Origin of the sequence: Streptomyces sp. SJL17-4 (genome assembly GCF_036826855.1) — a bacterium.
Lineage (GTDB): Bacteria > Actinomycetota > Actinomycetes > Streptomycetales > Streptomycetaceae > Streptomyces.
Map to the genome: position 1 here is coordinate 5,537,517 of NZ_CP104578.1, position 22,977 is coordinate 5,560,493.

A 22,977-nucleotide genomic window follows, 5' to 3' on the forward strand; every position below is an offset into this window, starting at 1 on the left:
GGGAGGGCCCGCCACCCCCTCGGGATGACGGGCCCTCCCTGCCGAACGGGCCGGGTCGGCCGGGTCAGGCCTGGAGGCCCAACTCCCGGGCGATCAGCATCCGCTGGACCTCGCTCGTGCCCTCGCCGATCTCCAGGATCTTCGAGTCGCGCCACATCCGGGCCACCGGGTACTCGTTCATGAAGCCGTAGCCGCCGTGGATCTGGGTCGCCTCACGGGCGTTGTCCACGGCCACCGTCGAGGAGTACAGCTTCGCGATCGCCGCCTCCTTCTTGAACGGCTCGCCGAGGACCAGCCGCGAGGCCGCGTCCCGCCAGCCGATCCGGGCCATGTGCGCCCGCATCTCCATGTCGGCGATCTTGAACTGGATGGCCTGGTTGTCGCCGATCGGCCGGCCGAAGGCGTGACGTTCCTTCGCGTACTTCACCGACTCGTCGACACAGCCCTGCGCCAGACCCGTCGCAAGGGCGGCGATCGCGACCCGGCCCTCGTCCAGGATCCGCAGGAACTGCGCGTACCCGCGGCCCTCCTCGCCGAGCAGGTTCCCCACCGGGACCCGGACGTCGTCGAAGGACAGCTCACGGGTGTCCGAGGCGTTCCAGCCGACCTTCGAGTACGGGGCGGCGACGGTGAAGCCGGGGGTGCCGGAGGGGACGATGATCGAGGAGATCAGCGGTCGGCCGTCGGGCTTGCGGCCGGTGACCGCCGTGACCGTCACCAGACCCGTGATGTCCGTACCGGAGTTGGTGATGAAGCACTTCGAACCGTTGATGACCCACTCGTCGCCGTCGCGCACGGCGGTGGTGCGGGTGCCGCCCGCGTCACTGCCCGCGCCGGGCTCGGTGAGACCGAAGGCGCCGAGCAGCTCGCCCGCGCAGAGCCTCGGCAGCCACTCGCGCTTCTGCTCGTCCGTACCGAAGAGGTACACGGGCATCGCGCCGAGCGAGACGCCCGCCTCCAGGGTGATCGCGACGGAGGAGTCGACCCGGGCCAGCTCCTCCAGGGCGATGCCGAGCGCCAGGTAGTCGCCGCCCATGCCGCCGTACTCCTCGGGGAACGGCAGCCCGAACAGGCCCATGCGGCCCATCTCGCGGACGATCTCGTACGGGAACTCGTGCCGCTCGTAGTAGTCGCCGATCTTCGGCGCCACGACGTCGTGCGCGAACGCCTCGACGGTACGGCGGAGTTCCTCGTGCTCTGCGGTGAGCCGGTGGTCGAGAGACATGGGGGACGTCACTCCTTGTGGGAGAGGGCGCGGACGGTACGGGAAGGGCTGGGGCGGCCCAGCTGGTCGGCCATCCACACGCTTGTGGCGGTGAGGGCGGCCAGATCGACCCCGGTCTCGATGCCGAGACCGTCGAGCATCCACACGAGATCCTCGGTGGCGAGATTGCCGGTCGCGCTCTTCGCGTACGGGCAGCCGCCGAGGCCGCCGGCGGAGGCGTCGACCGTCGTCACCCCGTGGCGCAGGGCGGCGAGGGTGTTGGAGAGGGCCTGGCCGTAGGTGTCGTGGAAGTGCACGGCGATACGGGAGGTGGGCACGCCGGCCTCGTCGAGCGCGGTCAGCAGGGCTTCGACATGCCCGGGGGTGGCGACCCCGATGGTGTCGCCGAGGCTCAGCTCGTCGCAGCCCATCTCGGCCAGGGCCTTGGTGACGCGGACGACCTGCTCGACGGGGACGGCGCCCTCCCAGGGGTCGCCGAAGCACATCGACAGATAGCCGCGGACCTTGAGCCCCGCCTCTATGGCACGGGTGACCGTCGGGGCGAAGAGGGCGAGGGCCTCGTCCACGGTCCGGTTGAGGTTGGCCTTCGCGAAGGACTCCGTGGCGGAGGCGAAGACGGCGATCTCACGGACGCCGAGGGCGAGGGCGCGGTCGAGACCGCGCTCGTTCGGCACGAGGACGGGGAGACGGACGGGGAGGTCGCGGACCAGCGGGAACAGCTCCTCCGCGTCGGCCAGCTGGGGCACCCACTTGGGGTGCACGAAGCTGGTCGCCTCGACGGTGGAGAGCCCGGCGGCGGCCAGCCGCCGGATGAACTCCGCCTTCACGCCGGTCGGGACGGCGCCCTTCTCGTTCTGCAGGCCGTCGCGCGCGCCGACCTCGTGGATCCGTACCCGGGCCGGCAGGGCGGGATCGGGCACCACCATGGGCAGTCCGGCGGCGGTCATGCGTCCTCCTCGTCGCGGGGCTTCACCACGGCCAGGATCTGGTCCATGGCGACGGTGGTGCCGGGTGTGACGTCCAGCTCGGTGACGGTGCCGGCGTGCGGGGCGGAGATGACGTGCTCCATCTTCATCGCCTCGACGACGAGCAGGCTCTGCCCGGCCTCGACCTCGTCCCCGACGGCCACCTTCACGACGGTGACCGTGCCGGGCATGGGCGCGGCGAGCGTGTCGGCGCCGCCGTGCCGGGCGCCGGAGAGCGCGGCCTCGACGGGGTCGTGGTCCATGACGTGCCAGGAGTCGCCTTCACGGCCGAGCCAGTCGCCTGCGCGGTGGAAGGTGTGGGTGACACCGTCGACGGTCACGTGCACGGTGGTGTCGGTGACCCGGGCGTCGTCGGCGGCCCGGCGAGTGACGGGTTCGAGGCCCGGTACGCGCAGCGAGAAGGCCGGGACCATCGGGGTGCCGCCCAGCCGGAAGCCGCTCGGCACCGAGAACGGGTCGGTCCAGCCGTCCCGGGGCGCCGGGGCCAGCTCCGCGAGGCGTACGGCGGCAGCCGCCGCGTACACCTCCTGCGGGACCCCGGCGTCGATCAGGTTCTCCGCCTCCCGTTCCACCAGACCCGTGTCCAGGTCGCCCGCCACCACGGCCTCGTGGGCGAGGAGCCTTCGGAGGAAGCCTGCGTTCGTGGGGACGCCCAGGGTCGTCAGGTCGGCGAGGGCCGCGCGGAGTTTACGGAGGGCCGTGGGGCGGTCCTCGGCGTGGACGATGACCTTCGAGAGCATCGGGTCGTAGAGGGAGGAGACCTCCGTGCCCTGCGAGAGGCCGGAGTCGGTGCGGACGCCGTTGCCCTGCGGCTCGTTCAGCGCCAGGACCGTACCGCCCGACGGGAGGAAGCCGCGGGAGGGGTCCTCGGCGCAGATGCGGGCCTCGATCGCCCAGCCGTCCAGCCGGATCTCGTCCTGCGTGAAGGGGAGCCGCTCGCCCGCCGCCACCCTCAGCTGCCACTCCACCAGGTCGATACCCGTGATCAGCTCCGTGACCGGGTGTTCGACCTGGAGGCGGGTGTTCATCTCCATGAAGTAGTACGAGGAGGGGTCGCCGCCCGGGACGATGAACTCGACCGTGCCCGCGCCCACATAGCCGCAGGACCGGGCCGCCTCGACCGCCGCCGCGCCCATCGACGCCCGGAGCTCCGGAGTCAGCAGGACGCTGGGTGCCTCTTCGATGATCTTCTGGTGGCGGCGCTGGAGCGAGCACTCGCGCTCGCCGAGGTGGATCACGTTGCCGTGGGCGTCCGCCAGGACCTGGATCTCGATGTGCCGGGGGCGGTCGATCCACCGCTCCACCAGCAGCGTGTCGTCGCCGAACGACGCGCGGGCCTCACGGCGCGCGGACGCGATCTCCTCGTCCAGGACTGCGAGGTCCCGGACGAGCCGCATCCCCTTGCCGCCACCGCCGGCGGACGGCTTGAGCAGAACGGGCGCCCCCAACTTCCGGGCCGCCTCGACCAGTTCGGGGTCGGCCGCGCCGGGCACGACGGGGACGCCCGCCGTCTTCACCGTTTCCTTCGCCCGGATCTTGTCGCCCATCAGCGAGATCGCGGAGGCCGGGGGGCCGATGAAGACCAGGCCCGCGTCCGCGCAGGCCTGCGCGAACCCGGCGTTCTCGGCCAGGAAGCCGTAGCCGGGGTGGACGGCCTGCGCGCCCGTCCGGGCGGCCGCGTCGAGCAGTGCCTCCACCGACAGGTACGACTCCGAGGCCGGCGGCGGACCGATGCGTACCGCCGTGTCCGCCTCCCGTACGTGCCGGGCGTCGGCGTCCGCGTCGCTGTACACCGCCACCGAACGTACACCCAGGGCCCGCAGCGTGCGGATGACACGGACCGCGATCTCGCCCCGGTTGGCCACAAGGACTGTGTCGAACATCTTCTGCGGTCCCCTCACATCCGGAAGACGCCGAACTGGGGGTCTCCCAGCGGCGCGTTGGCACAGGCGGTCAGCGCGAGTCCGAGGACCTGCCGGGTCTCCAGCGGGTCGATGACCCCGTCGTCCCACAGCCGCGCGGTCGCGTAGTAAGCGCTGCCCTGGGTCTCGTACTGCTCACGGATCGGAGCCTTGAACGCCTCCTCGTCCTGCGCGCTCCAGTCGTCGCCGAGCTGGTCGCGCTTGACGGTCGCCAGGACCGAGGCGGCCTGCTCCCCGCCCATCACCGAGATCTTCGCGTTCGGCCACATCCACAGGAAGCGCGGCGAGTACGCCCGCCCGCACATCGAGTAGTTGCCCGCACCGTACGAACCACCGACCACGACCGTCAGCTTCGGCACCCGGGTGGTGGCCACCGCCGTCACCATCTTCGCGCCGTGCTTGGCGATACCACCGTGCTCATACGCCTTGCCGACCATGAAACCGGTGATGTTCTGCAGGAACACCAGCGGAATCCCACGCTGGTCGCACAACTCGATGAAATGCGCGCCCTTCTGCGCGGACTCGGCGAACAGGATGCCGTTGTTGGCGACGATCCCCACCGGATGCCCGTGGATCCGGGCGAAGCCCGTGACCAGCGTCTGCCCGTACTCCGACTTGAACTCCTGGAAACGCGATCCGTCCACGACCCGCGCGATCACCTCGCGCACGTCGTACGGAGTACGGGAATCCACCGGCACCGCCCCGTACAGCCCGTACGGATCGACCTTCGGCTCCTCCACCGGCTCCACCGACCACGGCAGCGCCCCACGCTCCGGAAGCGTCGCCACGATGTTGCGGACGATCCGCAGCGCGTGGGCGTCGTCCTCGGCAAGGTGGTCGGTGACACCGGAGATCCGCGAGTGGACCTCACCACCGCCCAGCTCCTCCGCCGTCACGACCTCACCGGTCGCCGCCTTCACCAGCGGCGGACCACCCAGGAAGATCGTGCCCTGATTCCGTACGATCACCGCCTCGTCGCTCATCGCCGGCACATACGCGCCACCGGCCGTGCACGAGCCCAGGACCGCCGCGATCTGCGGGATGCCCGCCCCCGACATCCGCGCCTGGTTGTAGAAGATCCGCCCGAAGTGCTCGCGGTCCGGGAAGACCTCGTCCTGCATCGGCAGGAACGCACCACCCGAATCCACCAGGTACAGGCAGGGGAGACGATTCTCCAGCGCCACCTCCTGGGCGCGGAGGTGCTTCTTCACCGTCATCGGGTAGTACGTACCGCCCTTGACCGTCGCATCGTTCGCGACGATCACACACTCACGGCCCGACACCCGACCGATGCCCGCGATCACACCCGCCGCCGGGGCAGCATCCCCGTACATCCCGTTCGCCGCCAGCGGCGCCAGCTCCAGGAACGGCGAGCCCGCGTCGAGCAGAGTGTCCACCCGGTCCCTCGGCAGCAGCTTCCCCCGCGCGGTATGCCGCGCCCGGGACCTCTCACCACCACCCAGCGCCGCCGCCGCGAGCTTGGCACGCAGGGTCGCCGCCAGCTCATGGTGCGCCGCCTCGTTCGCCTGCCAGGCCGGCGAGGCGGGGTCCGCCGCACTCGTCAGCACAGGTGCCTGCTGCATCCCTCGAGCTCCCTTGCTCGGTTAATGAGCGTTAACGTATGTCGTTCAGGTTAACGACCGCTAACGGCGTTGTCTAGAATTGCCTCCATGGCCACCACCCCGACCACGACCAGGACCGCCACCGGCAGGACCGATGCCCCGACGCGGCGCGAGCAGATCCTCAAAGAGGCCGCCCGCCTCTTCGCCGAGCGTGGCTTCCACGGCGTGGGCGTGGACGAGATAGGGGCCGCGGTCGGCATCAGCGGCCCCGGTCTCTACCGTCACTTCCCCGGCAAGGACGCGATGCTCGCCGAGCTCCTCGTCGGCATCAGCGAGCGCCTCCTCGACGGCGGTCTGCTCCGGGCCGGCGAGACGACCGGCGACCCCGAGGCCCTGCTCGGCGCCCTCATCGACGGGCACATCGACTTCGCCCTCGACGACCGCCCGCTGATCACCCTCCACGACCGCGAGCTCGACCGCCTGAAGGACGAGGACCGCAAGCGCGTACGGCAGCTCCAGCGGCAGTACGTGGAACTGTGGGTGGCGGTGGTGCGGGAGCTGTACCCGGACGCGGGGGAATCGGAGGCGCGGACGGCCGTCCACGCCGTCTTCGGCCTCCTCAACTCGACCCCCCACCTCGCGGCCCTCGGTCGCGGCCCGATGGAATCCCTGCTGCGCCGCCTCGCCCATGGGGCGTTCGGGGCGCTGGCCGGCTAGTCACCGGCTCGTGCCCGGCCAGTCCCCGGCGGGTCCACGGGACGGAACGATTGCCCACAACAGGTCGGCGTCCTCCAGAATGAGCCCCATGCCGATACTCAGCCGCGCCGCCCTTGTCGAGCACCTCGTCCGTACCCGGATCGCGGGAGACGTCGCCACCCCGCGCGACAACAACCTCTCCCACTACCGCAAGCTCGCCAACGGCGACCGGCACTACTGGCTCGGCCTGGAGCTCGGTGACCGCTGGACCGACGAGCAGGACGTGCTCGCCGTGATGGCCGAGCGCTGCGGTGTCATCGACGACCCGGCGCACCGGGCCGGGCAGGACACCATCGACCCCGAGCTCACCGTGGACGGCCTGGAGCGGATGGCCGCCCGGCTGCGCAAGGCAGCCGCCGGCAAGGAGCGGGTCCTCTTCGCGACCGGCCACCCCGGCTCGCTGATCGACGTGCACAGCCGGGTCGCGGCGGCGCTGCGCGCGCAGGGCTGTGACATCGTCCGCATCCCCGGGGGGCTCATCGCCGACGAGGGGTACGTCGTGCAGTTCGCCGACGTCGCCGTCTTCGAGCGCGGGGCGAGCCTCTGGCACACCCACTCCCCGGAGCCGATGAACGCGATCCTGGACGCGCTCGGCGAGGACGGGCGCCCGGACCTGGTGATCGCGGACCACGGCTGGGCCGGGCGGGCGGGGCAGTGGGGGATCGACTCCGTGGGGTACGCGGACTGCAACGACCCCGCGCTCTTCCTCGGTGAGGCGGAGGGGACGATGCAGGTCACGATTCCGCTGGACGACCATGTCCTGGACCCGCGCTTCTACGAGCCGATGACGACGTACACCCTGAACGCGGCCGGCCTGCTCTGACGGCCCGAGCGCCCCGGACCGGGTCACGGGACCGGGTCACGGGACCGGAAGACGGGAACGCCCCGCGCCGAGGCGGCGCGGGGCGTCCGTGTCGGGGCGGCGCGGGGCGTCCGTGTTGGGGCGCCTCCCCCTTGCGGTGAGGGGATCAGAAGACGACGGGGCCGGGGGTGCCGTACGCGGAGCTGTACGGCGAGACGACGTCGAGGTACCTTCCGCGCCCGAACGGGGCCTTCCAGTCACCGGTGCCCTTGTAGACGTGGAGCAGCGAGGACTCCGGGGATCCGCTCTCCGCGATCAGGTCCGCCCGGCCGTCCCGGTCCACATCGCCGATGTTGACGATGTGCCGGAACTGGCTCCACCCGCCGCCGACCTTGGTGCGCGGCGCGAACGTGCCGTCCCCCTTTCCGAGGTACAGCCACAGGTTGCCGTTCCGGTCGCGGGCCAGGAGGTCGCCGGTCTTCGCGCCGCCGATGTCGCCCGGGGCGGTGAGCAGGTCGTACGTGTTCCACCCGCCGCCGACGCGGACGCGCGGCGCGAACGGCTTGGCGGCGTCGCCGGTGGCCTTGTACAGCCACAGGACGCCTCCCGTGTCGGTGGCGACGAGGTCGGGGCGGCCGTCGCCGGTCAGGTCGGAGCCCGCCGCGAACGTCGTGTACACGCCCCAGCCGGAGCCGATCCGGACCCGCTGCGAAAGGGAGTGGCCCGTGCCCGAGTAGAGCCACAGCACGCCCTGCTTGTCGCGGGCGACGACGTCCGCGTACGGGGTCGCGTCGAGGTTCCCGGCGGACAGCAGCCGGTCGTACGCGAACCAGCCGCCGCCCCGCTCGGTCCGCTCCCACGGCTTCTCCGACTGCGCGACGAACTGCCGGACGTCGTACGAGGCGAGGTGGCCCGAGCTGTCGCGGACGAGCAGGTCGGGGGAGCCGCTGTCCGAGTAGTCGTGCGGGGCGGTGCCGCTCGCGACCTGGAGGGTGCCGGTCCGCTCGACCTGCCCGCCGACGCCGTTGAGCGGGGTGGCGGTGACCTGCCACGCGTAGGCGCCGTTGTACGCGGCGGTCCCGTTCGAGAAGGTCCCGTCCCACGCGAAGGCGGCCTCGGCGTCCGTCCCCAGAAGCCCCTTGTCGGCCGTCCAGGTCTTCCCCGTCGCCTTGTGCGTCAGCCGCAGGCTCACCCTCACGTCGCCCCGGCTGAGCTTCCACCGCAGCACCGCCTCGGACCCGGCCGTGCCGAAACCGGCGGTGGCGGGCACCTGCTCGTCCACGACCGAGACCGGAGTCCTCGCGCCGTTGGTCGCCACCTGGGTGACGGAGGGCCGGCCCTCCGGGGCGAGAGCGATCCGGTACAGGCCGTCGCCGTGCTCCGCAGTGCTGCCCTGCGCCAGCAGGTCGTCGCCGGACCCCGACACGCCCCCCACGTCGCCGAGGAGGCCGGCGGTCGTGCCGTCCTTGAGGGAGACGGCCGAGAGCTCCTTGTCGGACACGCCGTACACGACCCAGTCCCCGAGCAGGTTGACCGGAACGTGGAAGCCGCCGTGGGTCTCGAAGGTGGTGTGCCGCGTCGTGCCCGCCGCACCCCGGAGGGCCGTCACCAGGGTCACGGAGCCGTCGGGGTCGCTCTCGGACCAGGCCAGGTGGGTGGCCGAGACAGCGACCTCGGACGCGTGGTAGAGGCGGGGTACGGGCCGGTCCTCGACGACCTTCGCCCCGGCGAGGTCGACGACGGCGAGGTGCTCCACGTCCGAGACGTACCGGACGACGAGGACACCGGAGGGGGAGTACGTGAGGTCCCGGATGTGCGCGTCGGCGGGCAGGCCCTGCACCTGGCGGTGCACGACCGCGTCCCCGGGCTTGGAGACGAGGTGGAGGCTGTTGCCGGCGCGGACCATGACGAGGGTGTCACGCGCGACCTGCCGGAGTTCCGCCCCCTCGCCCACGGAGCTGGTGTCGATGTCGACGGGCTCGCCGCCCGCCATGTCCAGGAGCCGGTAGCTGCTTCCCCCTGTCTGCACCGCGACGAGGTCGCTGTCCGTCGCTGCCGTGGGGTTGACGTGGTCGGGGGCGCCCTTGGGCAGGGTGGTCACGGCCCCGTCCGCGGCCCGGCGCCACTGCCAGCTGGTGGTCAGGCCGTCGCTGGAACCGGCCCAGGTCAGGAACCCGGTGGAGCCGCCGCCGTGCAGCTGCTCGTTGAAGCCGAGGGCGAAGGGGCCCGCCTGCTGCTCCGCCGATGCGGCGGTGACCGCTCGTGGGGCGGCGAGGGCGGGGGTGGCGGCCAGGGCCGTCCCGGCTGTCACGGCGAGGGTGACGGTGACGGCGACGGCGAGGTTCCGGCCGGCCGGGCTGAGGTGCTTCAAGGGGCTTCCTCCGGGCTGTGGTTGTGGCGTCCCTACGCCACAACCACAGGACCCGCGACAGCCGTGCAAGGTTGTACGACATCCGGCATCCGACGTCCGGAAAGAAGATCGAATCCGTCAGATCGGGCCCGGACCGGAGGGCCGCCGGTCCCGGCGCTGCTCCACACCCGGCGTCGGGTCCAGGTAGACGCGGCGGATCTGGGGGAAGCGTTCGCGGAGTTGGGACTCCGCGTCCTCGCACGCCCACTCCACCTGCTCCGCCGACGCCACGTCCCTGAAGTCGACCTTCGCCGCGATCAGGGCCTCGCCCGGCCCCTGGATCAGGGTCGTCAGGTCCAGGACGTCCACCACGTGCGGGACGGAGAGGAGTTCCTCGCGGATCTCCGTCCGGATGTGCTTGGGGAGCGGGCGGCCGATGAGGAGTTCGGCGTTGGAGCGGCCGAGGACCCACGCCACGTACACGAGCAGCACGCCGATGAGGATCGACGCGACGCCGTCCCAGACGCCGGAGCCGGTGATCTGGCCGCCGAGCAGGCCGCCCGCCGCCAGCATCAGGCCGGCCAGGGCGGCGGAGTCCTCCATCACCACCGCTTTCACGGTGGTGTCGGGGGTGAGGCGGAGATAGCGGGCGAAGGGGGTGCGGGCCCGTTCCGCCTCGGCCCGCATCTGCCTGACGCCGGTCCGGAGGGAGTAGCCCTCCAGGACGAAGGCGACGCCGAGCACGATGTACGAGACCAGCGGGTCGCCCAACTCCTCGCCGTGGGTGAGGGTGTGGATGCCGTCGTAGACGGAGAAGACCGCGCCGCCGACGAAGGTGGCCACGGCCGCGAGCAGCGCCCAGACGTAGCGTTCGCCCGCGTAGCCCACCGGGTGGTCCTCGTCGGCCGGTCTGTCGCTCCGCTTCAGCGCGGTGAGCAGCATGACCTCGGTGACGGTGTCGGCGACCGAGTGGGCGGCCTCCGACAGCATCGCGCTGGACCCGCTGACGACACCGGCGACGGCCTTGGCGGCGGCGATCCCCAGATTCGCCACCGCCGCCACGATCACCGTGAACGTGCTCTCACCGTTCTCCGACTGCTCTGCCATGACATCGGACGTTATGTCCGATCATCAGCGCGGCACGCGAACGACACCCTCCTGGATGACCGAGATGGCGAGCCTGCCGTCCTGTGTGTAGATCCGGGCCTGGCCCAGGCCGCGTCCGCCGGACGCGGTCGGCGACTCCTGGTCGTACAGGAGCCATTCGTCGGCCCTGAAGGGGCGGTGGAACCACATCGCGTGGTCCAGGGACGCCCCGACGACGTCCCCGACGGCCCAGCCGCCCCGCCCGTGCGCGAGCAGGACGGAGTCGAGCAGCGTCATGTCGGAGACGTACGTGGCGAGGACGACGTGGAGGAGAGGATCGTCGGCCAGCTTGCCGTTGGTGCGGAACCAGACCTGGGAGCGCGGCTCGCGCGGCTCCCCGACCGAGCCCCACGGCGGGACCTCGGCGTAGCGGAGGTCGACGGCGGCCCTGGCCTCGATCAGCCGGTCCGCGACCTCGCGGGGGAGGTGCCGGGGCAGCATCTCGGCCGGTGTGGGGAGCGACTCCGGGTCCGGCGCGGCCGGCATGTCCGCCTGGTGGTCCAGCCCTTCCTCGTACGTCTGGAAGGAGGCGGACAGATGGAAGATCGGCTGCCCGTGCTGGACGGCGACGACCCGGCGGGTGGCGAAGGAGCGTCCGTCGCGGATGCGGTCGACCGTGTAGACGATCGGCGCGCCCGGGTCCCCGGGACGCAGGAAGTACGCGTGGAGCGAGTGCGCCAGGCGGTCTTCCGGGACCGTCCGCCCCGCCGCCACCAGGGCCTGGGCGGCCACCTGGCCGCCGAAGACACGGGGGACGAGCGCGGAGCGGGACTCGCCCCGGAAGATGTCCCGCTCGATCCGCTCCAGGTCGAGCAGATCGAGCAGGCCATCCAGGGCGCTGTGCGCGTCGGGCACCTGGACCTACAGGCCCATCGACTTGGCGATGATCGACTTCATGATCTCGCTGGTGCCGCCGTAGATGCGGTTGACGCGGTTGTCGGCGTACAGGCGCGCGATCGGGTACTCGTTCATGTAGCCGTAGCCGCCGTGCAGCTGGAGGCAGCGGTCGATGACGCGGTGCGCGACCTCGGTGCAGAAGAGCTTGGCGCTCGCGGCCTCGGCCGGGGACAGCTCGCCCGCGTCCAGGGCCTCCAGGGCGCGGTCGGCGACGGCCTCGGCGGCGTCGACCTCGGCCTGGCAGGCGGCCAGCTCGAACTTGGTGTTCTGGAAGTGTGCGACCGGCTTGCCGAAGACGGTGCGGTCCTGCACGTACTCCTTGGCGAACCGGACGGCGGCCTTGGCCTGCGCGTACGCGCCGAAGGCGATGCCCCAGCGCTCGGAGGCGAGGTTGTGGCCGAGGTAGTAGAAGCCCTTGCCCTCCTCGCCCATCAGGTCCTCGACCGGGACCTTGACGTCGACGAACGCGAGCTCGGCGGTGTCGGAGGTGCGCAGGCCCAGCTTGTCCAGCTTGCGGCCGATGGAGTAGCCCTCGGACTTGGTGTCCACGGCGAAGAGGGAGATGCCGAAGCGGCGGTCCTCGGCCGTCGGGGCGGACGTACGGGCGCAGACGATCACGCGGTCGGCGTGGACGCCACCGGTGATGAAGGTCTTGGAGCCGTTGAGGACGTAGTGCGTGCCGTCCTCGGAGAGCTTGGCGGTGGTCTTCATGCCCGCGACGTCGGAGCCGGTGCCCGGCTCGGTCATCGCGAGGGCCCACATCTCCTCGCCGGTGACGAACTTCGGCAGGTAGCGCTTCTTCTGGTCGCCGGTGGCGAGCATCTTGATGTACGGCAGGGCGAGCAGCACGTGGACACCGGAGCCGCCGAACTGCACACCCGCGCGCGAGGTCTCCTCGTAGAGGACGGCCTCGAACTTGTGGGTGTCCAGGCCCGCGCCGCCGAACTCCTCGGGCACGTTGATGCCGAAGACGCCCAGCTCGCCGAGCTTGTCGTAGAACTCGCGCGGCGCCTGGCCGGCCGCGAACCACTCGTCGTAGACCGGGACGACCTCGGCCTCGATGAAGGCGCGGATGGTCTCCCGGAACGCCTCGTGGTCCTCGTTGAATACGGTACGGCGCACGAGCCGTCCTCCTTCGGGTCCTGTCCTGGTCCGGCCCGCGCCCTGTCTAAGCGCTTGCTCAGCCTCGTCCCTCGAAGTTACCCAGCGGTCACCCGCTCTGTCCAGAGCTCTCGCCTGTGATCCAGCGCCTACCGTCGGAGTCGTACGCGTGGACCGGCCGCCCTCCGGCCCCGCTGGTACGGAACGGCTCCCCGTCGCGGTCCGCGATCCGGACCGTGCCCGTGCGGCCCCCGGCGCTCCACACCAGCTCCAGGTACCAGCGGCAGTCGCAGCGTGCGGCACCGGCGATGACGAGCAGTTCCTCGGGGTCCGTCGCGGTGACCGCGTAGGGGAAGGAGACGGCGGGGATCGTCCGGCCCTCGGCGCCGGAGGCGTCGTAGCCGTCCAGCGACCGCGCCACCGGCCGCGGCCGGTCGAGGTCCACCTCGAAACGGCGCGGCGTCACCGCCCCACCGCACCCGTCGTCCATCCGGTACGCCGCCCACGGCAGCGGCGCGCCCCGCTCCACCACCCGCACGTGCAGCGCCTGGAGCACCACCGCCGCCGCGCCCTTCCCCTGCACGGACACCCGCACCAGAGTCTCCCCGCCGTCCACGGCCCCCTGTGCCGTCGCCCAGCTCCGCGCGTCGGCCACCTCCGGCGGGGGAGGGGGCGTCCGCTCCACGAGGTAGGTGTGGCCGCACCCGTTCTTCCAGATGTGCGAGTCGACCGTCCACGTCAGTGGCGCCGGTGGTTCGGCGGCCCGCTCCCGGGTCTTCCCGGGCAGGAGTACGGCTCCGAGCGTCATCGTCCCCACGACCGCCAGCGTCCCGCCGACCAAGCCCACCCATCCCCACCGGCGCCTCCGTCGCTCGGACGGGAGGCCCGGCACGCGCGCGTGCACGGGTTCCAGTTCGGGCCCGGTCTCGGACGCGGGCGCGGGCTCAGGTTCGGGTCCGGTCTCGGACACAGGCTCGGGCTCGGACGCAGACTCCGGGGCGGGCGCGGACGCGGGCGCGGGCTCCGGTGCCGGCCTCGGTTCCGGGCCGGGTCCGGGCTCCGTGTCGGGCTCCGGCACCGGAGGGCGACGGGTGCGGTCCGCGCGGCCCCAGGCCACCTCCAGGGCGCGCCGCTCCTCCTCGTCCGCCCCGCACAGCAGGGCGAGGCGGTCGACCACGGCGAACTCCTCCGGGACGGTCGCGCCCGAGCAGTAGCGGTGGAGGGTGGACGCGCTGACGCTCAGGCGCCGGCCCAGCGCCTCGTAACTGCGCCCGTCCCGCGCCTTCAGTGCGCGCACGAGCCGCGCGAACTCCTCGACGGCGGCGTCCTTCGGCATTCCATCCCCCTCGACCCTGCGTCCCACCCCTTACGTCCTTGCACGTCAGCGGGGGTGGAATGGTTCCGGGACGGATGGTGGGCGCGTCACCGTTGCAGGGCGGCGGGCGCCGGCCCGACGCTGGTTGAGCACTGACCGAACGACCCGACGGGGGATCCACCACCATGAACAAGCTCCGTACCGCACTCGCCACCGCCGCCGCTGCCGCCCTGGGCCTCGCGGCCCTCGCCACGGCCCCGGCGCAGGCCGCCGCCCAGCCCGCCTTCCTCGCCGCCTCCCAGATGCCGCCGTCGTCGACGCCGTGGACCGCCACCCAGGTCTTCACCGGCGTCCCGGAGAACGGCGGCGTCCTCTGCGCCCCGTACAAGATCCCGGCGCAGAACACCCGTTACCGCGAGTTCAGCACCGAGCTCGACACCAACGGCGTCCAGGTCGCCACCGTCGCCCGCACCGAGGCCGACGCCGTGAAGCTGGTCGACACCCTCCGCAAGGCCCTCGCCGGCTGCGGCCCTCTGCTGGAGCGGCAGAACCCGGGCCTGCACGCCGTCAGCGCCGCCCACGGCAAGCTCGCCGTCGAGGAGGGCGCCTGGGTCTACAGCCTGGACACCGCCGACCCGGAGGTCGGCAACACCGACATCCACCTCTTCTCCGTCGGCCGCGACGGCCGCACCGTCACCCTCGTCCGCTGGGGTCAGATGGGCGACTTCAAGGACGCTCCGCTGACGGCCTTCAAGGCGACGACCCGTACGGCCGTGAACAAGCTCTGGCCCTGACACGGTGTCACCCCGACGCGTCCTTGACTACTCGGAGTGACGGTAGGGTCGCAGAGTACCGCCATTCGGGGGATACTGGGACATGGGTTTCCGACGTCGGCACGCTCGCGCGTGGAGCCGAGCAGCCCAACTGTCATCAGACCGGTACCGGTCGGGGGGACCGTTTCGAATGTGATGCGAAAGGACGCGTCATGGAACTCGAAGACTTCCCCTTGGAATCCGTCCCCCTCGAATCCCTCCCTGACGAGGTCGTCGCCCAGATCGAGGTGCGGGACCGCTGGAGGCGCGCAACGGCCGCCGGTGGCCTGGAGTTCCTCGTCACCGACATCGGGAGGTGGCCGCTGGGCAAGACGGTGCGGGTCGCGTTCCTCGACGGGAGCGACCAGCTGCACGCGGACATCGCGGGAGCGACGAAGCAGATCACCGACGCCTGCAACCTGACGCTCGACTTCGGCCGGGACGACGGCGCCGGAACGTTCCGGCGATGGACCACGTCCGACACCGTCCTGGCCGCCGAGATCCGGGTCAGCTTCGACATGCAGGGCTTCTTCTCCCTCGTGGGCACCGACAGCACGGACAGTGCCATCGGTGCGGGAGGCGGTCCGGTCGGAGGCAACCCCGGCCAGCGCAGCCTGAACCTCGGCCGGTTCACCACGAACAGGCCCGCCCAGTGGGAGGGCACCGTGCGGCACGAGTTCCTGCACGCGCTGGGCTTCCACCACTCCCACCAGAACATGCGCGGCACCTGCGAGGGCGAGTTCCGCTGGGAGGACGAGGTCGGGTACGTCCCCACGCTGGCCCCGGACGGCTCCTTCGTGCCGGACTCCCAGGGCCGGCTCCCCGGCATCTACACGTTCCTCGCGGGTGAGCCGAACAAGTGGCCGCGCGCGAAGGTGGACTTCAACCTGCGCACCGTCGACGCCCCGGATGTCGTCGCCGGGCCCTTCGACACCAAGTCCGTGATGCTGTACCGGTTCCCGGCGTTCTTCTACAAGTCGAACCCCAGCAGCTGCGCGCCGGCCGGTAACGGGCAGAACCTGTCGGACGGCGACAAGCGCGGACTCAACCTGCTGTACCCGCACACCATGGGCGCGTTGGCGGAGCTCCAGGACCGTGCCGACGCGGTCCTGGAGTCGCTCGGGGCCGGTCCCGAGGGGGTCCCCGGTGCGAACGGCGGCGACCTGGCCGAGGCGTACCGCAGCCGGGTCGAGGAGCTGGCCGCCGCCCAGGCCGCGCGCGTCCGGTGACCCGGGCCGAGCGGCAGCCGACCGAGGCCGAGAGGGAGGTGAGTTGCTTCCGCGGGACGTGAGTTGCCCGGCGGGGCGTGAGCTTCTCAGCGAGACTTGAGCGCGAACCACAGCTCCATCCGTACGTCCGGGTCGTCCAGGTCCCGGTCCAGGAGCACCCCGCATCGGGCGATCCGCTGCCGGACGGTGTTGCGGTGGATGTCCATGGCGACCGCCGTCCGGTCCCAGCTGCCGTGCAGGGACAGCCAGGTCCGCAGGGTCTCCCCGAGGGGTTCCGTCAGGGGGGCGAGCACGGCACGGGCGTGGGCGGCCGCCTCGTCCGGGTCCACCAGGGCGGCGACGCCTCCCGGGCGGTGCCGGACCAGGGGCGTGCGGGTGGCCTCCGCCCGGCGCAGGGCGCGGGCGGCCTGCGCGTCGGCGGCGGCGAGTTCCGCCGCCGGCGCGGGCGCGCCGACCCCCAGGGTCCAGCCGGGCTGCTCGGTGACGGGCGTGGCGGCGGGCAGCAGCAGGCGGACGGCCACGGGGGTGCCGTCGCGCGGACCGCTCCCGCCGCCCGCGTCCACGAGTGGTGTCCCCAGCGCAGCGGCCAACGAGGCCGCCGCGAAGGGGGTGCCGTCGCCGCCCGAGGCGTGGACCACCGTCCACGGGCCCGGGCCCAGCGTGTCCGCGATCTCCGCCGGGGCCGCGCCGAGCAGGAGCCGGACCAGGGCCCCGTCCCGTACGGCCGCGTCCGCGCCCCGGTGCGGGGCCGTCAGCAGGGACAGCAGGACGACCGCGACTCCCGCGATCGTGTGGTCCCCCGGACCGCGCCGCTCCGTCGCCACCCCGAGCGTCAGCCCGTCCCCGTCCCCGCCGCCGAGCGCGTACGCGGCGAGCCGGAGCCCGCCGCCGTCCCCGCTCGCCGAGGCCGGGCCCTTGGGCGGGGCCTCGCCGGCCGGATCGGCGAGGCCCCGCCCGGGGCGCGGGCCGAGGACGCCCGCGAGGTCCCGCAGCGCCCGCGCCGCCTCCGCCGGCACCTCCCGGCCGGCCGCCACCGACTCCGTGCCGTCCGCCCCGAAGAGCACCGCCCGCCCCCCGAGCCGTGAGGCGAGCGCGCCGAGCACCGCCGGGACCGGGGCCGGCCGGGCCGCGGCCGCCGCCAGGGACTGCTGCGCCTCCGTCACCCGGCGGAGCTCGTACAGCCGGGCCTCCGCCATCAGCCGCCACAGTGCCCGCGCCACCGCCGTGAACGGGGTCTTCGGCGGCACCTCGACCAGCGGCAGACCGTGCCGGGCGCAGGCCTCGACGAGCTCGGCCGGGACCGTGTCGTACACCGGCGTCACACCGAAGGCGAGCGCCGCCGCCCCCGCCTCCACCACCCGCTCCACGTAGTGCGCCGGATCGGTGAGCTGCACGCCGGCCGTCATGAGCAGCTCGCCGCCGAGGAGGTACGGGTACGGGTCGGCCATCTCCGAGGTGTGCACCCAGTGGATCGAGACGTCCTCGGGGCCGGCGAGCAGCCGCAGCCCGAGGTCCCGGCGGGCCAGCAGTGCGGCCAGCGAGACCGGTGGCGCGGGAGGGGTGGAGGTGGGCTCGGCGGAGGTCATGGTCATGGACCCTTCGTACATCCCCCCGACCGGTCAGTGGAGGAAACGTACACTTCATCGTCGCTTTCCGGCCACCTACTGTCATGGCATCCGGAGGCCGCGGGTACGGGCGGATGTCCCCGCGATCAGCTTCCGGTCACTCCCCTGCACGACACGCCACCGAGGTGAACGAAGGAGGCCCCATGGCCGTCGACTACACAGTGATCGCCCTGTACCTGGCCGGCATGCTCGCGATGGGCTGGTGGGGCATGCGCCGCGCCAAGTCCAAGAGCGAGTTCCTGGTCGCCGGTCGTCGCCTCGGGCCCTGGATGTACTCCGGCACGATGGCCGCCATCGTCCTCGGCGGTGCCTCCACCATCGGTGGCGTCGGCCTCGGCTACAAGTACGGCCTCTCGGGTGCCTGGATGGTCTTCGCCATCGGCCTCGGCCTGCTCGCCCTCTCCGTCTTCTTCTCCGCCCGGATCGCCCGGCTGAAGGTCTACACCGTCTCCGAGATGCTCGACCTGCGCTACGGCGGCCGGGCCGGCGTCATCTCGGGCGTCGTCATGTGGGCGTACACGCTGATGCTCGCGGTCACCTCGACGATCGCGTACGCCACGATCTTCGACGTCCTCTTCGACCTGCCCCGGACCCTCGCGATCGTCCTCGGCGGCACCATCGTCGTCGCCTACTCGACGCTCGGCGGCATGTGGTCCATCACCATCACCGACATGGTGCAGTTCGTGGTGAAGACCGTCGGCGTGCTGCTCCTGCTGCTGCCGATCGCCGTCGTCAAGGCGGGCGGCTTCGCCGAGATGAAGGCCGCGCTGCCCACCTCGTACTTCGAGCCCCTCGGCATCGGCGGCGAGACGATCTTCACGTACGTGCTGATCTACACCTTCGGCATGCTCATCGGCCAGGACATCTGGCAGCGGGTCTTCACCGCCCGCACCGACAAGGTCGCCAAGTGGGGCGGCACCGTCGCCGGCACCTACTGTCTCGCGTACGCCCTCGCCGGAGCCGTCATCGGCACCGCGGCGAAGGTGCTCTACCCGAACCTGCCCAGCGCCGACGACGCCTTCGCCACCATCGTCAAGGACGAGCTGCCGATGGGTGTCCGGGGTCTCGTCCTCGCCGCCGCCCTCGCCGCCGTCATGTCGACCTCCTCGGGCGCGCTGATCGCCTGCGCCACCGTCGCCAACAACGACATCTGGTCGCGGCTGCGGGGAACCGTGTCGGTGGACAAGGACGACCACGACGAGGTGAAGGGCAACCGTGCCTTCATCCTCATCATGGGCATCGCCGTCATCCTCATCGCCATCGCCCTCAACGACGTCGTCCAGGCCCTCACCGTCGCCTACAACCTGCTGGTCGGCGGGCTCCTCGTGCCGATCCTCGGCGGACTGCTCTGGCGCCGCGGCACCGTCCAGGGCGCGCTCGCCGCGGTCACCGTCGGCGGCCTGGCCGTCATTGGCCTGATGTGGACTTACGGAATCCTCGCAAATGAGCCCGTTTACTATGGTTTGTTGGCTTCGCTCGCCGCATATGTGATCGTTTCCCTGGCGACCCGCCCGACGGACGCCGCCGTGCTCGCGCACTGGCGCGCCCGGCTGGCCGGCCAGGACACCCCCGAAGCCGACCCGACGGCGCCGGAGACCGTACCGGCGGCGACGGCGACCGGCTGACGCCACCAGACTCCCGGCCGGGGTCCGAGAAGATCCTCGGGCCCCGACCGGACCTCACCGACACACCCCAGGAGGACCCGACCATGAGCAGCAGCGACCAGAACACCCCGCGCGGCCCGATCGACTCGTCCCGCATCCCGCGGTACGCCGGTCCCGCGACGTTCGCCCGGCTGCCGCGACTCGACGAGGTCGGCACCGCCGACATCGCCGTGGTCGGCGTCCCCTTCGACAGCGGCGTCTCGTACCGCCCCGGCGCCCGCTTCGGCGGCAACGCCATCCGCGAGGCGTCCCGCCTGCTCCGCCCGTACAACCCGGCGCAGGACGCCTCCCCGTTCGCCCTCGCCCAGGTCGCGGACGCCGGTGACATCGCCGCCAACCCGTTCAACATCAACGAGGCCGTCGAGACGATCGAGGCCGCGGCGGACGACCTGCTGAACTCCGGCGCCCGCATGATGACCCTCGGCGGCGACCACACCATCGCGCTGCCGCTGCTCCGCTCCGTCGCCAAGAAGCACGGCCCCGTCGCCCTGCTCCACTTCGACGCGCACCTCGACACCTGGGACACGTACTTCGGCGCCGAGTACACCCACGGCACCCCGTTCCGCCGCGCCGTCGAGGAGGGCATCCTCGACACCGAGGCGCTCTCCCACGTCGGCACGCGCGGCCCGCTGTACGGCAAGCAGGACCTCACCGACGACGAGAAGATGGGCTTCGGCATCGTCACCTCGGCGGACATCTACCGTCGCGGCGCCGACGAGGTCGCCGACCAGCTCCGCCAGCGCATCGGCGACCGCCCGCTGTACATCTCCATCGACATCGACTGCCTCGACCCGGCCCACGCGCCCGGCACCGGCACCCCGGAGGCGGGCGGCATGACCTCCCGCGAGCTCCTGGAGATCCTCCGCGGCCTCTCCTCCTGCAACCTGGTGTCGGCGGACGTCGTCGAGGTCGCCCCGGCGTACGACCACGCCGAGATCACGGCGGTCGCCGCCTCGCACACCGCGTACGAGCTGACGACGATCATGTCCCGCCAGATCGCGGAGAGCCGCACGGCAAACTGATCCCGGTGGGTTGTGGGCATGCGTTCCTCCCCAAGGACTTCGTCCAGGGGGTACCCCCAGGGCGGAACGGGTGGGCACAACCCGACCACCGGCCCGCACCCGACCGACCATGCCAAGGGACGACCGATGACCCACGACCACGACCTGGTCCTGCGCCCGACCGCCGCCCAGACGGAGGCCGCCCTGAACCCGCCCGCCGGGCGCAACGGTGGCGACCTCGTCGTAGAGACCCTCACCGGCCTCGGCGCCACCACCGTCTTCGGCCTCCCCGGCCAGCACGCCCTGGGCATGTTCGACGCCCTGCGCCGCTCCGACCTCCGGTACGTCGGCCTCCGCGTCGAGAACAACGCGGGCTTCGCCGCCGACGCGTACGGCCGGATCACCGGCGAGGCGGCCCCGCTGCTGCTCTCCACCGGCCCCGGCGCGCTCATGTCGCTCGCCGCGCTCCAGGAGGCGGCCGCCGCCTCCGCGCCCGTCCTCGCGATCGGCAGCCAGATCCCGGTGGCCGGCCTCGGCGGCGGCCGGCACGGCTACCTCCACGAGCTGCGCGACCAGCAGGCGTCCTTCCGGGACGTCGTGAAGTCGGTGCACACCGTCCGTACGCAGTCCCAGATCCCGTCGGCCATCGCCGCGGCCTGGGAGTCGGCGCTCACCGCCCCGCACGGGCCGGTCTGGGTGGAGATCCCGCAGGACGTGCTCCTCGCGGAGACCACCCTGCCCGTGGTGACCGCGATGGACGCGACGCCCGAGGACATCGCCCCGCGCCCCGAGCTGACGGCGGTCGCCGCCCACCTCCTCGCGAACGCCGAGCGCCCGGCGATCATCGCGGGCGGCGGAGTCGTACGCTCCGACGCCTCGGGCAAGCTGCTCGCGCTCGCGGAGCGGCTCGACATCCCCGTGGTGACGACCTTCGGCGGCAAGGGGGCGTTCCCCTGGGAGCACCCGCTGTCGCTCCAGTCCTGGCTGGAGGACCGGCACACCACCGACTTCCTGGAGGACGCGGACGTCCTGCTCGTCGTCGGCTCGGGGCTCGGGGAGCTGTCCTCGAACTACCACACGTTCGCGCCGCGCGGCCGGGTGATCCAGATCGAGGCGGACGCCGGGAAGCTGGAGTCCAACCACCCGGCGCTCGGCATCCACGCGGACGCCCGTCTCGCGCTCCAGGCGCTCCTGGAGACGGTGCCGGAGCGCCGGGACGCCACCGCCCCCGAGCGGGTCGCGGCCGTCCTGACGAAGGTCCGGGACCGGATCGCGGCGCAGGACCTGGGCCTGGAGCAGCGGATCGTCGCGGCGGTACGGGAGGCGCTCCCGGACCGGTCCCCGAGCTTCTGGGACATGACGATCCTCGCGTACTGGGCGTGGTCGGCCTTCGACGCGAAGCACCCGAACACGATGCACTCCGCGCAGGGCGCGGGCGGCCTCGGCTACGGCTTCCCGGCGGCGCTCGGCGCGGCGGCGGCGGACCCGAGCCGGCCGGTGCTGGCGGTGTCCGGCGACGGCGGCGCGATGTACTCGATCGCGGAGCTGGCGACGGCGAAGCAGTACGGCCTGGACGTGACGTGGCTGATCGTGGACGACGGCGGCTACGGGATCCTGCGGGAGTACATGACGGGCGCGTTCGGCGAGGCCACGGGCACGGAGCTGTCCCGCCCGGACTTCGTGGCGCTGTCGGAGTCCTTCGGCGTCCCGGCGACCCTGACGACCCCGGAGAACCTGACGACGGACCTGGCGAAGGCCCTCACCACCCCGGGCCCGTCGGTGGTCGTCCTCCCGGCCCTCCTCCGCATGTTCGAGCCGACGCACCTCTGACGGTGCCGAGCCGGTGGCCCGTACCCCAAGGGGCCGGGCCGCCGGGCCGCTCACCCGACGAGGTCCTCCCAGGCCTTCCGGTACTCGGCGAGCCGCGCCTCGTACCCCTGCCGGAACTCCTGCGCCTCGTCCTTGTCCAGCCCGTCCCGGGACACCCGCCGTGGGGGCAGCAGCCCGACGGCGTCGGTCATGACCACCAGGGCCGCCTCGGCGACGGTCCCGCCCCGCTCCCGGGCGAGGAACGCCTGCTGCCCGGTCTGGCGCAGGAGGCGCCAGCAGATGTTGCGGGGATTTCCCGCCGTCCCCTCCAGCTGCCGGCCCGACACCGGCTCGACCCGCCCGGCCTCCGCCGGCCCCTTGACCGTGAGCAGCGCCGCGTACAGCTGCCCCCACGCGTACGGCATGCCGTCCTCGATCCGCGCCACGTGCGACCCCTTTCCCCACCATCCCCGGGCCCGCCCGACGCCGGCCCCAGGGTTCCTTACCCACCGCCGCAACCCTTCCCGCCCCGCGCGGGTCTTCCTCCGCAGACCTGAGGTCCTTGCGGACCCCGTGGGTGGTGTGGTGAGGGAGGGGCGGGGGCCATGGACGTGCGTGACCGCGCGCGGGCCGGGCGCGGGCGGCGGCTGGCCGCCGTGACGAGCGCCTTCTTCACCGTCACCGCCGTGACGGCCGTGTTCCTCCTGCTCTACGGCACCGGCTGAGCCCGTCCGCGAGGTCCTAGGACCTGGGACCGGACCTTGCCCCTTATTTG

18 protein-coding genes are annotated in these 22,977 nt (G+C 72.3%); 7 read left to right on the forward strand and 11 right to left on the reverse strand.

Going from position 1 to position 22,977, the window contains the following annotated elements; translation table 11 throughout:
- Window positions 1-64: 64 nt before the first annotated feature.
- From N5875_RS24950 to N5875_RS24965, 4 genes are read right to left on the reverse strand one after another with little or no spacing between them, the layout of a single operon-like run.
- Window positions 65-1,225 (reverse strand): acyl-CoA dehydrogenase family protein, encoded by a 1,161-nt coding sequence (locus N5875_RS24950; RefSeq protein WP_338496104.1) that lies wholly within the window; start codon window positions 1,223-1,225, stop codon window positions 65-67.
- 8 nt (window positions 1,226-1,233) lie between these two features.
- Window positions 1,234-2,172 carry a hydroxymethylglutaryl-CoA lyase gene (locus tag N5875_RS24955; protein WP_318212963.1) on the reverse strand — a complete coding sequence of 313 codons (939 nt, stop codon included), beginning with the start codon at window positions 2,170-2,172 and terminating at the stop codon, window positions 1,234-1,236.
- A complete protein-coding gene (locus tag N5875_RS24960; protein WP_338496106.1) occupies window positions 2,169-4,094 on the reverse strand; it encodes an acetyl/propionyl/methylcrotonyl-CoA carboxylase subunit alpha in 1,926 nt (641 codons plus the stop codon). Before N5875_RS24960 ends, N5875_RS24955 begins: the two co-directional genes overlap by 4 nt.
- A 14-nt stretch (window positions 4,095-4,108) precedes the next feature.
- A complete protein-coding gene (locus N5875_RS24965; RefSeq protein WP_338496108.1) occupies window positions 4,109-5,716 on the reverse strand; it encodes a carboxyl transferase domain-containing protein in 1,608 nt (535 codons plus the stop codon).
- Window positions 5,717-5,803: 87 nt separating this feature from the next.
- Here N5875_RS24965 and N5875_RS24970 point away from each other — a divergent pair, with 87 nt between their 5' ends.
- Window positions 5,804-6,412: a TetR/AcrR family transcriptional regulator gene (locus N5875_RS24970; RefSeq protein WP_338496110.1), complete on the forward strand. Its 609-nt coding sequence runs from the start codon at window positions 5,804-5,806 to the stop codon at window positions 6,410-6,412.
- 88 nt (window positions 6,413-6,500) lie between these two features.
- Window positions 6,501-7,274 carry a phosphatase gene (locus tag N5875_RS24975; protein ID WP_318212931.1) on the forward strand — a complete coding sequence of 258 codons (774 nt, stop codon included), beginning with the start codon at window positions 6,501-6,503 and terminating at the stop codon, window positions 7,272-7,274.
- 145 nt (window positions 7,275-7,419) lie between these two features.
- Here N5875_RS24975 and N5875_RS24980 read toward each other — a convergent pair whose 3' ends face one another.
- From N5875_RS24980 to N5875_RS25000, 5 genes are all read right to left on the reverse strand, one after another.
- Window positions 7,420-9,624: a VCBS repeat-containing protein gene (locus tag N5875_RS24980; protein ID WP_318212932.1), complete on the reverse strand. Its 2,205-nt coding sequence runs from the start codon at window positions 9,622-9,624 to the stop codon at window positions 7,420-7,422.
- A gap of 117 nt (window positions 9,625-9,741) precedes the next feature.
- Window positions 9,742-10,710 (reverse strand): cation diffusion facilitator family transporter, encoded by a 969-nt coding sequence (locus tag N5875_RS24985; RefSeq protein WP_318212933.1) that lies wholly within the window; start codon window positions 10,708-10,710, stop codon window positions 9,742-9,744.
- Window positions 10,711-10,734: 24 nt separating this feature from the next.
- Window positions 10,735-11,604: an acyl-CoA thioesterase II gene (gene tesB / locus N5875_RS24990; RefSeq protein WP_318212934.1), complete on the reverse strand. Its 870-nt coding sequence runs from the start codon at window positions 11,602-11,604 to the stop codon at window positions 10,735-10,737.
- A gap of 6 nt (window positions 11,605-11,610) precedes the next feature.
- A complete protein-coding gene (locus N5875_RS24995) occupies window positions 11,611-12,768 on the reverse strand; it encodes an acyl-CoA dehydrogenase family protein (RefSeq protein WP_266892111.1) in 1,158 nt (385 codons plus the stop codon).
- 88 nt (window positions 12,769-12,856) lie between these two features.
- Window positions 12,857-14,083 (reverse strand): helix-turn-helix transcriptional regulator, encoded by a 1,227-nt coding sequence (locus tag N5875_RS25000; protein ID WP_338496117.1) that lies wholly within the window; start codon window positions 14,081-14,083, stop codon window positions 12,857-12,859.
- A 164-nt stretch (window positions 14,084-14,247) separates the two neighbouring features.
- On the opposite strand from N5875_RS25000, the gene N5875_RS25005 reads away from it, so the two are divergent.
- Both N5875_RS25005 and N5875_RS25010 read left to right on the forward strand, forming a co-directional pair.
- Complete coding sequence (locus tag N5875_RS25005; RefSeq protein WP_338496119.1) at window positions 14,248-14,856, forward strand: hypothetical protein; 609 nt, start codon at window positions 14,248-14,250, stop codon at window positions 14,854-14,856.
- 191 nt (window positions 14,857-15,047) lie between these two features.
- Window positions 15,048-16,103: a hypothetical protein gene (locus tag N5875_RS25010; protein WP_318212937.1), complete on the forward strand. Its 1,056-nt coding sequence runs from the start codon at window positions 15,048-15,050 to the stop codon at window positions 16,101-16,103.
- An 86-nt stretch (window positions 16,104-16,189) separates the two neighbouring features.
- Here the strand turns inward: N5875_RS25010 and N5875_RS25015 are convergent, their stop codons facing one another.
- Window positions 16,190-17,710 (reverse strand): PucR family transcriptional regulator, encoded by a 1,521-nt coding sequence (locus N5875_RS25015; RefSeq protein WP_338496123.1) that lies wholly within the window; start codon window positions 17,708-17,710, stop codon window positions 16,190-16,192.
- A 161-nt stretch (window positions 17,711-17,871) separates the two neighbouring features.
- Between N5875_RS25015 and N5875_RS25020 the strand changes: the two genes are divergently transcribed.
- The 3 genes from N5875_RS25020 (at window position 17,872) to N5875_RS25030 (ending at window position 22,223) form a co-directional block, all read left to right on the forward strand.
- Complete coding sequence (locus tag N5875_RS25020; protein WP_338496126.1) at window positions 17,872-19,353, forward strand: sodium:solute symporter; 1,482 nt, start codon at window positions 17,872-17,874, stop codon at window positions 19,351-19,353.
- An 83-nt stretch (window positions 19,354-19,436) separates the two neighbouring features.
- Window positions 19,437-20,414 (forward strand): agmatinase, encoded by a 978-nt coding sequence (gene speB / locus N5875_RS25025; protein WP_318209924.1) that lies wholly within the window; start codon window positions 19,437-19,439, stop codon window positions 20,412-20,414.
- A gap of 126 nt (window positions 20,415-20,540) precedes the next feature.
- Window positions 20,541-22,223, forward strand: coding sequence for a thiamine pyrophosphate-binding protein (locus N5875_RS25030; RefSeq protein WP_318209923.1), 1,683 nt, complete (start codon window positions 20,541-20,543; stop codon window positions 22,221-22,223).
- A 50-nt stretch (window positions 22,224-22,273) separates the two neighbouring features.
- On the opposite strand, the gene N5875_RS25035 is transcribed toward N5875_RS25030, so the two are convergent.
- Window positions 22,274-22,648, reverse strand: a complete 375-nt coding sequence (locus N5875_RS25035; RefSeq protein ID WP_318209922.1) for a hypothetical protein — start codon at window positions 22,646-22,648, stop codon at window positions 22,274-22,276.
- Window positions 22,649-22,977: the final 329 nt, after the last annotated feature.

Coding starts and splice junctions, on each gene's coding strand:
- N5875_RS24950 (WP_338496104.1), bottom strand. CDS start 1,225: ATGTCTCTCGACCACCGGCTCACCGCAGAGCACGAGGAACTCCGCCGT.
- N5875_RS24955 (WP_318212963.1), bottom strand. CDS start 2,172: ATGACCGCCGCCGGACTGCCCATGGTGGTGCCCGATCCCGCCCTGCCG.
- N5875_RS24960 (WP_338496106.1), bottom strand. CDS start 4,094: ATGTTCGACACAGTCCTTGTGGCCAACCGGGGCGAGATCGCGGTCCGT.
- N5875_RS24965 (WP_338496108.1), bottom strand. CDS start 5,716: ATGCAGCAGGCACCTGTGCTGACGAGTGCGGCGGACCCCGCCTCGCCG.
- N5875_RS24970 (WP_338496110.1), top strand. CDS start 5,804: ATGGCCACCACCCCGACCACGACCAGGACCGCCACCGGCAGGACCGAT.
- N5875_RS24975 (WP_318212931.1), top strand. CDS start 6,501: ATGCCGATACTCAGCCGCGCCGCCCTTGTCGAGCACCTCGTCCGTACC.
- N5875_RS24985 (WP_318212933.1), bottom strand. CDS start 10,710: ATGGCAGAGCAGTCGGAGAACGGTGAGAGCACGTTCACGGTGATCGTG.
- N5875_RS25000 (WP_338496117.1), bottom strand. CDS start 14,083: ATGCCGAAGGACGCCGCCGTCGAGGAGTTCGCGCGGCTCGTGCGCGCA.
- N5875_RS25005 (WP_338496119.1), top strand. CDS start 14,248: ATGAACAAGCTCCGTACCGCACTCGCCACCGCCGCCGCTGCCGCCCTG.
- N5875_RS25010 (WP_318212937.1), top strand. CDS start 15,048: ATGGAACTCGAAGACTTCCCCTTGGAATCCGTCCCCCTCGAATCCCTC.
- N5875_RS25015 (WP_338496123.1), bottom strand. CDS start 17,710: ATGTACGAAGGGTCCATGACCATGACCTCCGCCGAGCCCACCTCCACC.
- N5875_RS25020 (WP_338496126.1), top strand. CDS start 17,872: ATGGCCGTCGACTACACAGTGATCGCCCTGTACCTGGCCGGCATGCTC.
- speB (WP_318209924.1), top strand. CDS start 19,437: ATGAGCAGCAGCGACCAGAACACCCCGCGCGGCCCGATCGACTCGTCC.
- N5875_RS25030 (WP_318209923.1), top strand. CDS start 20,541: ATGACCCACGACCACGACCTGGTCCTGCGCCCGACCGCCGCCCAGACG.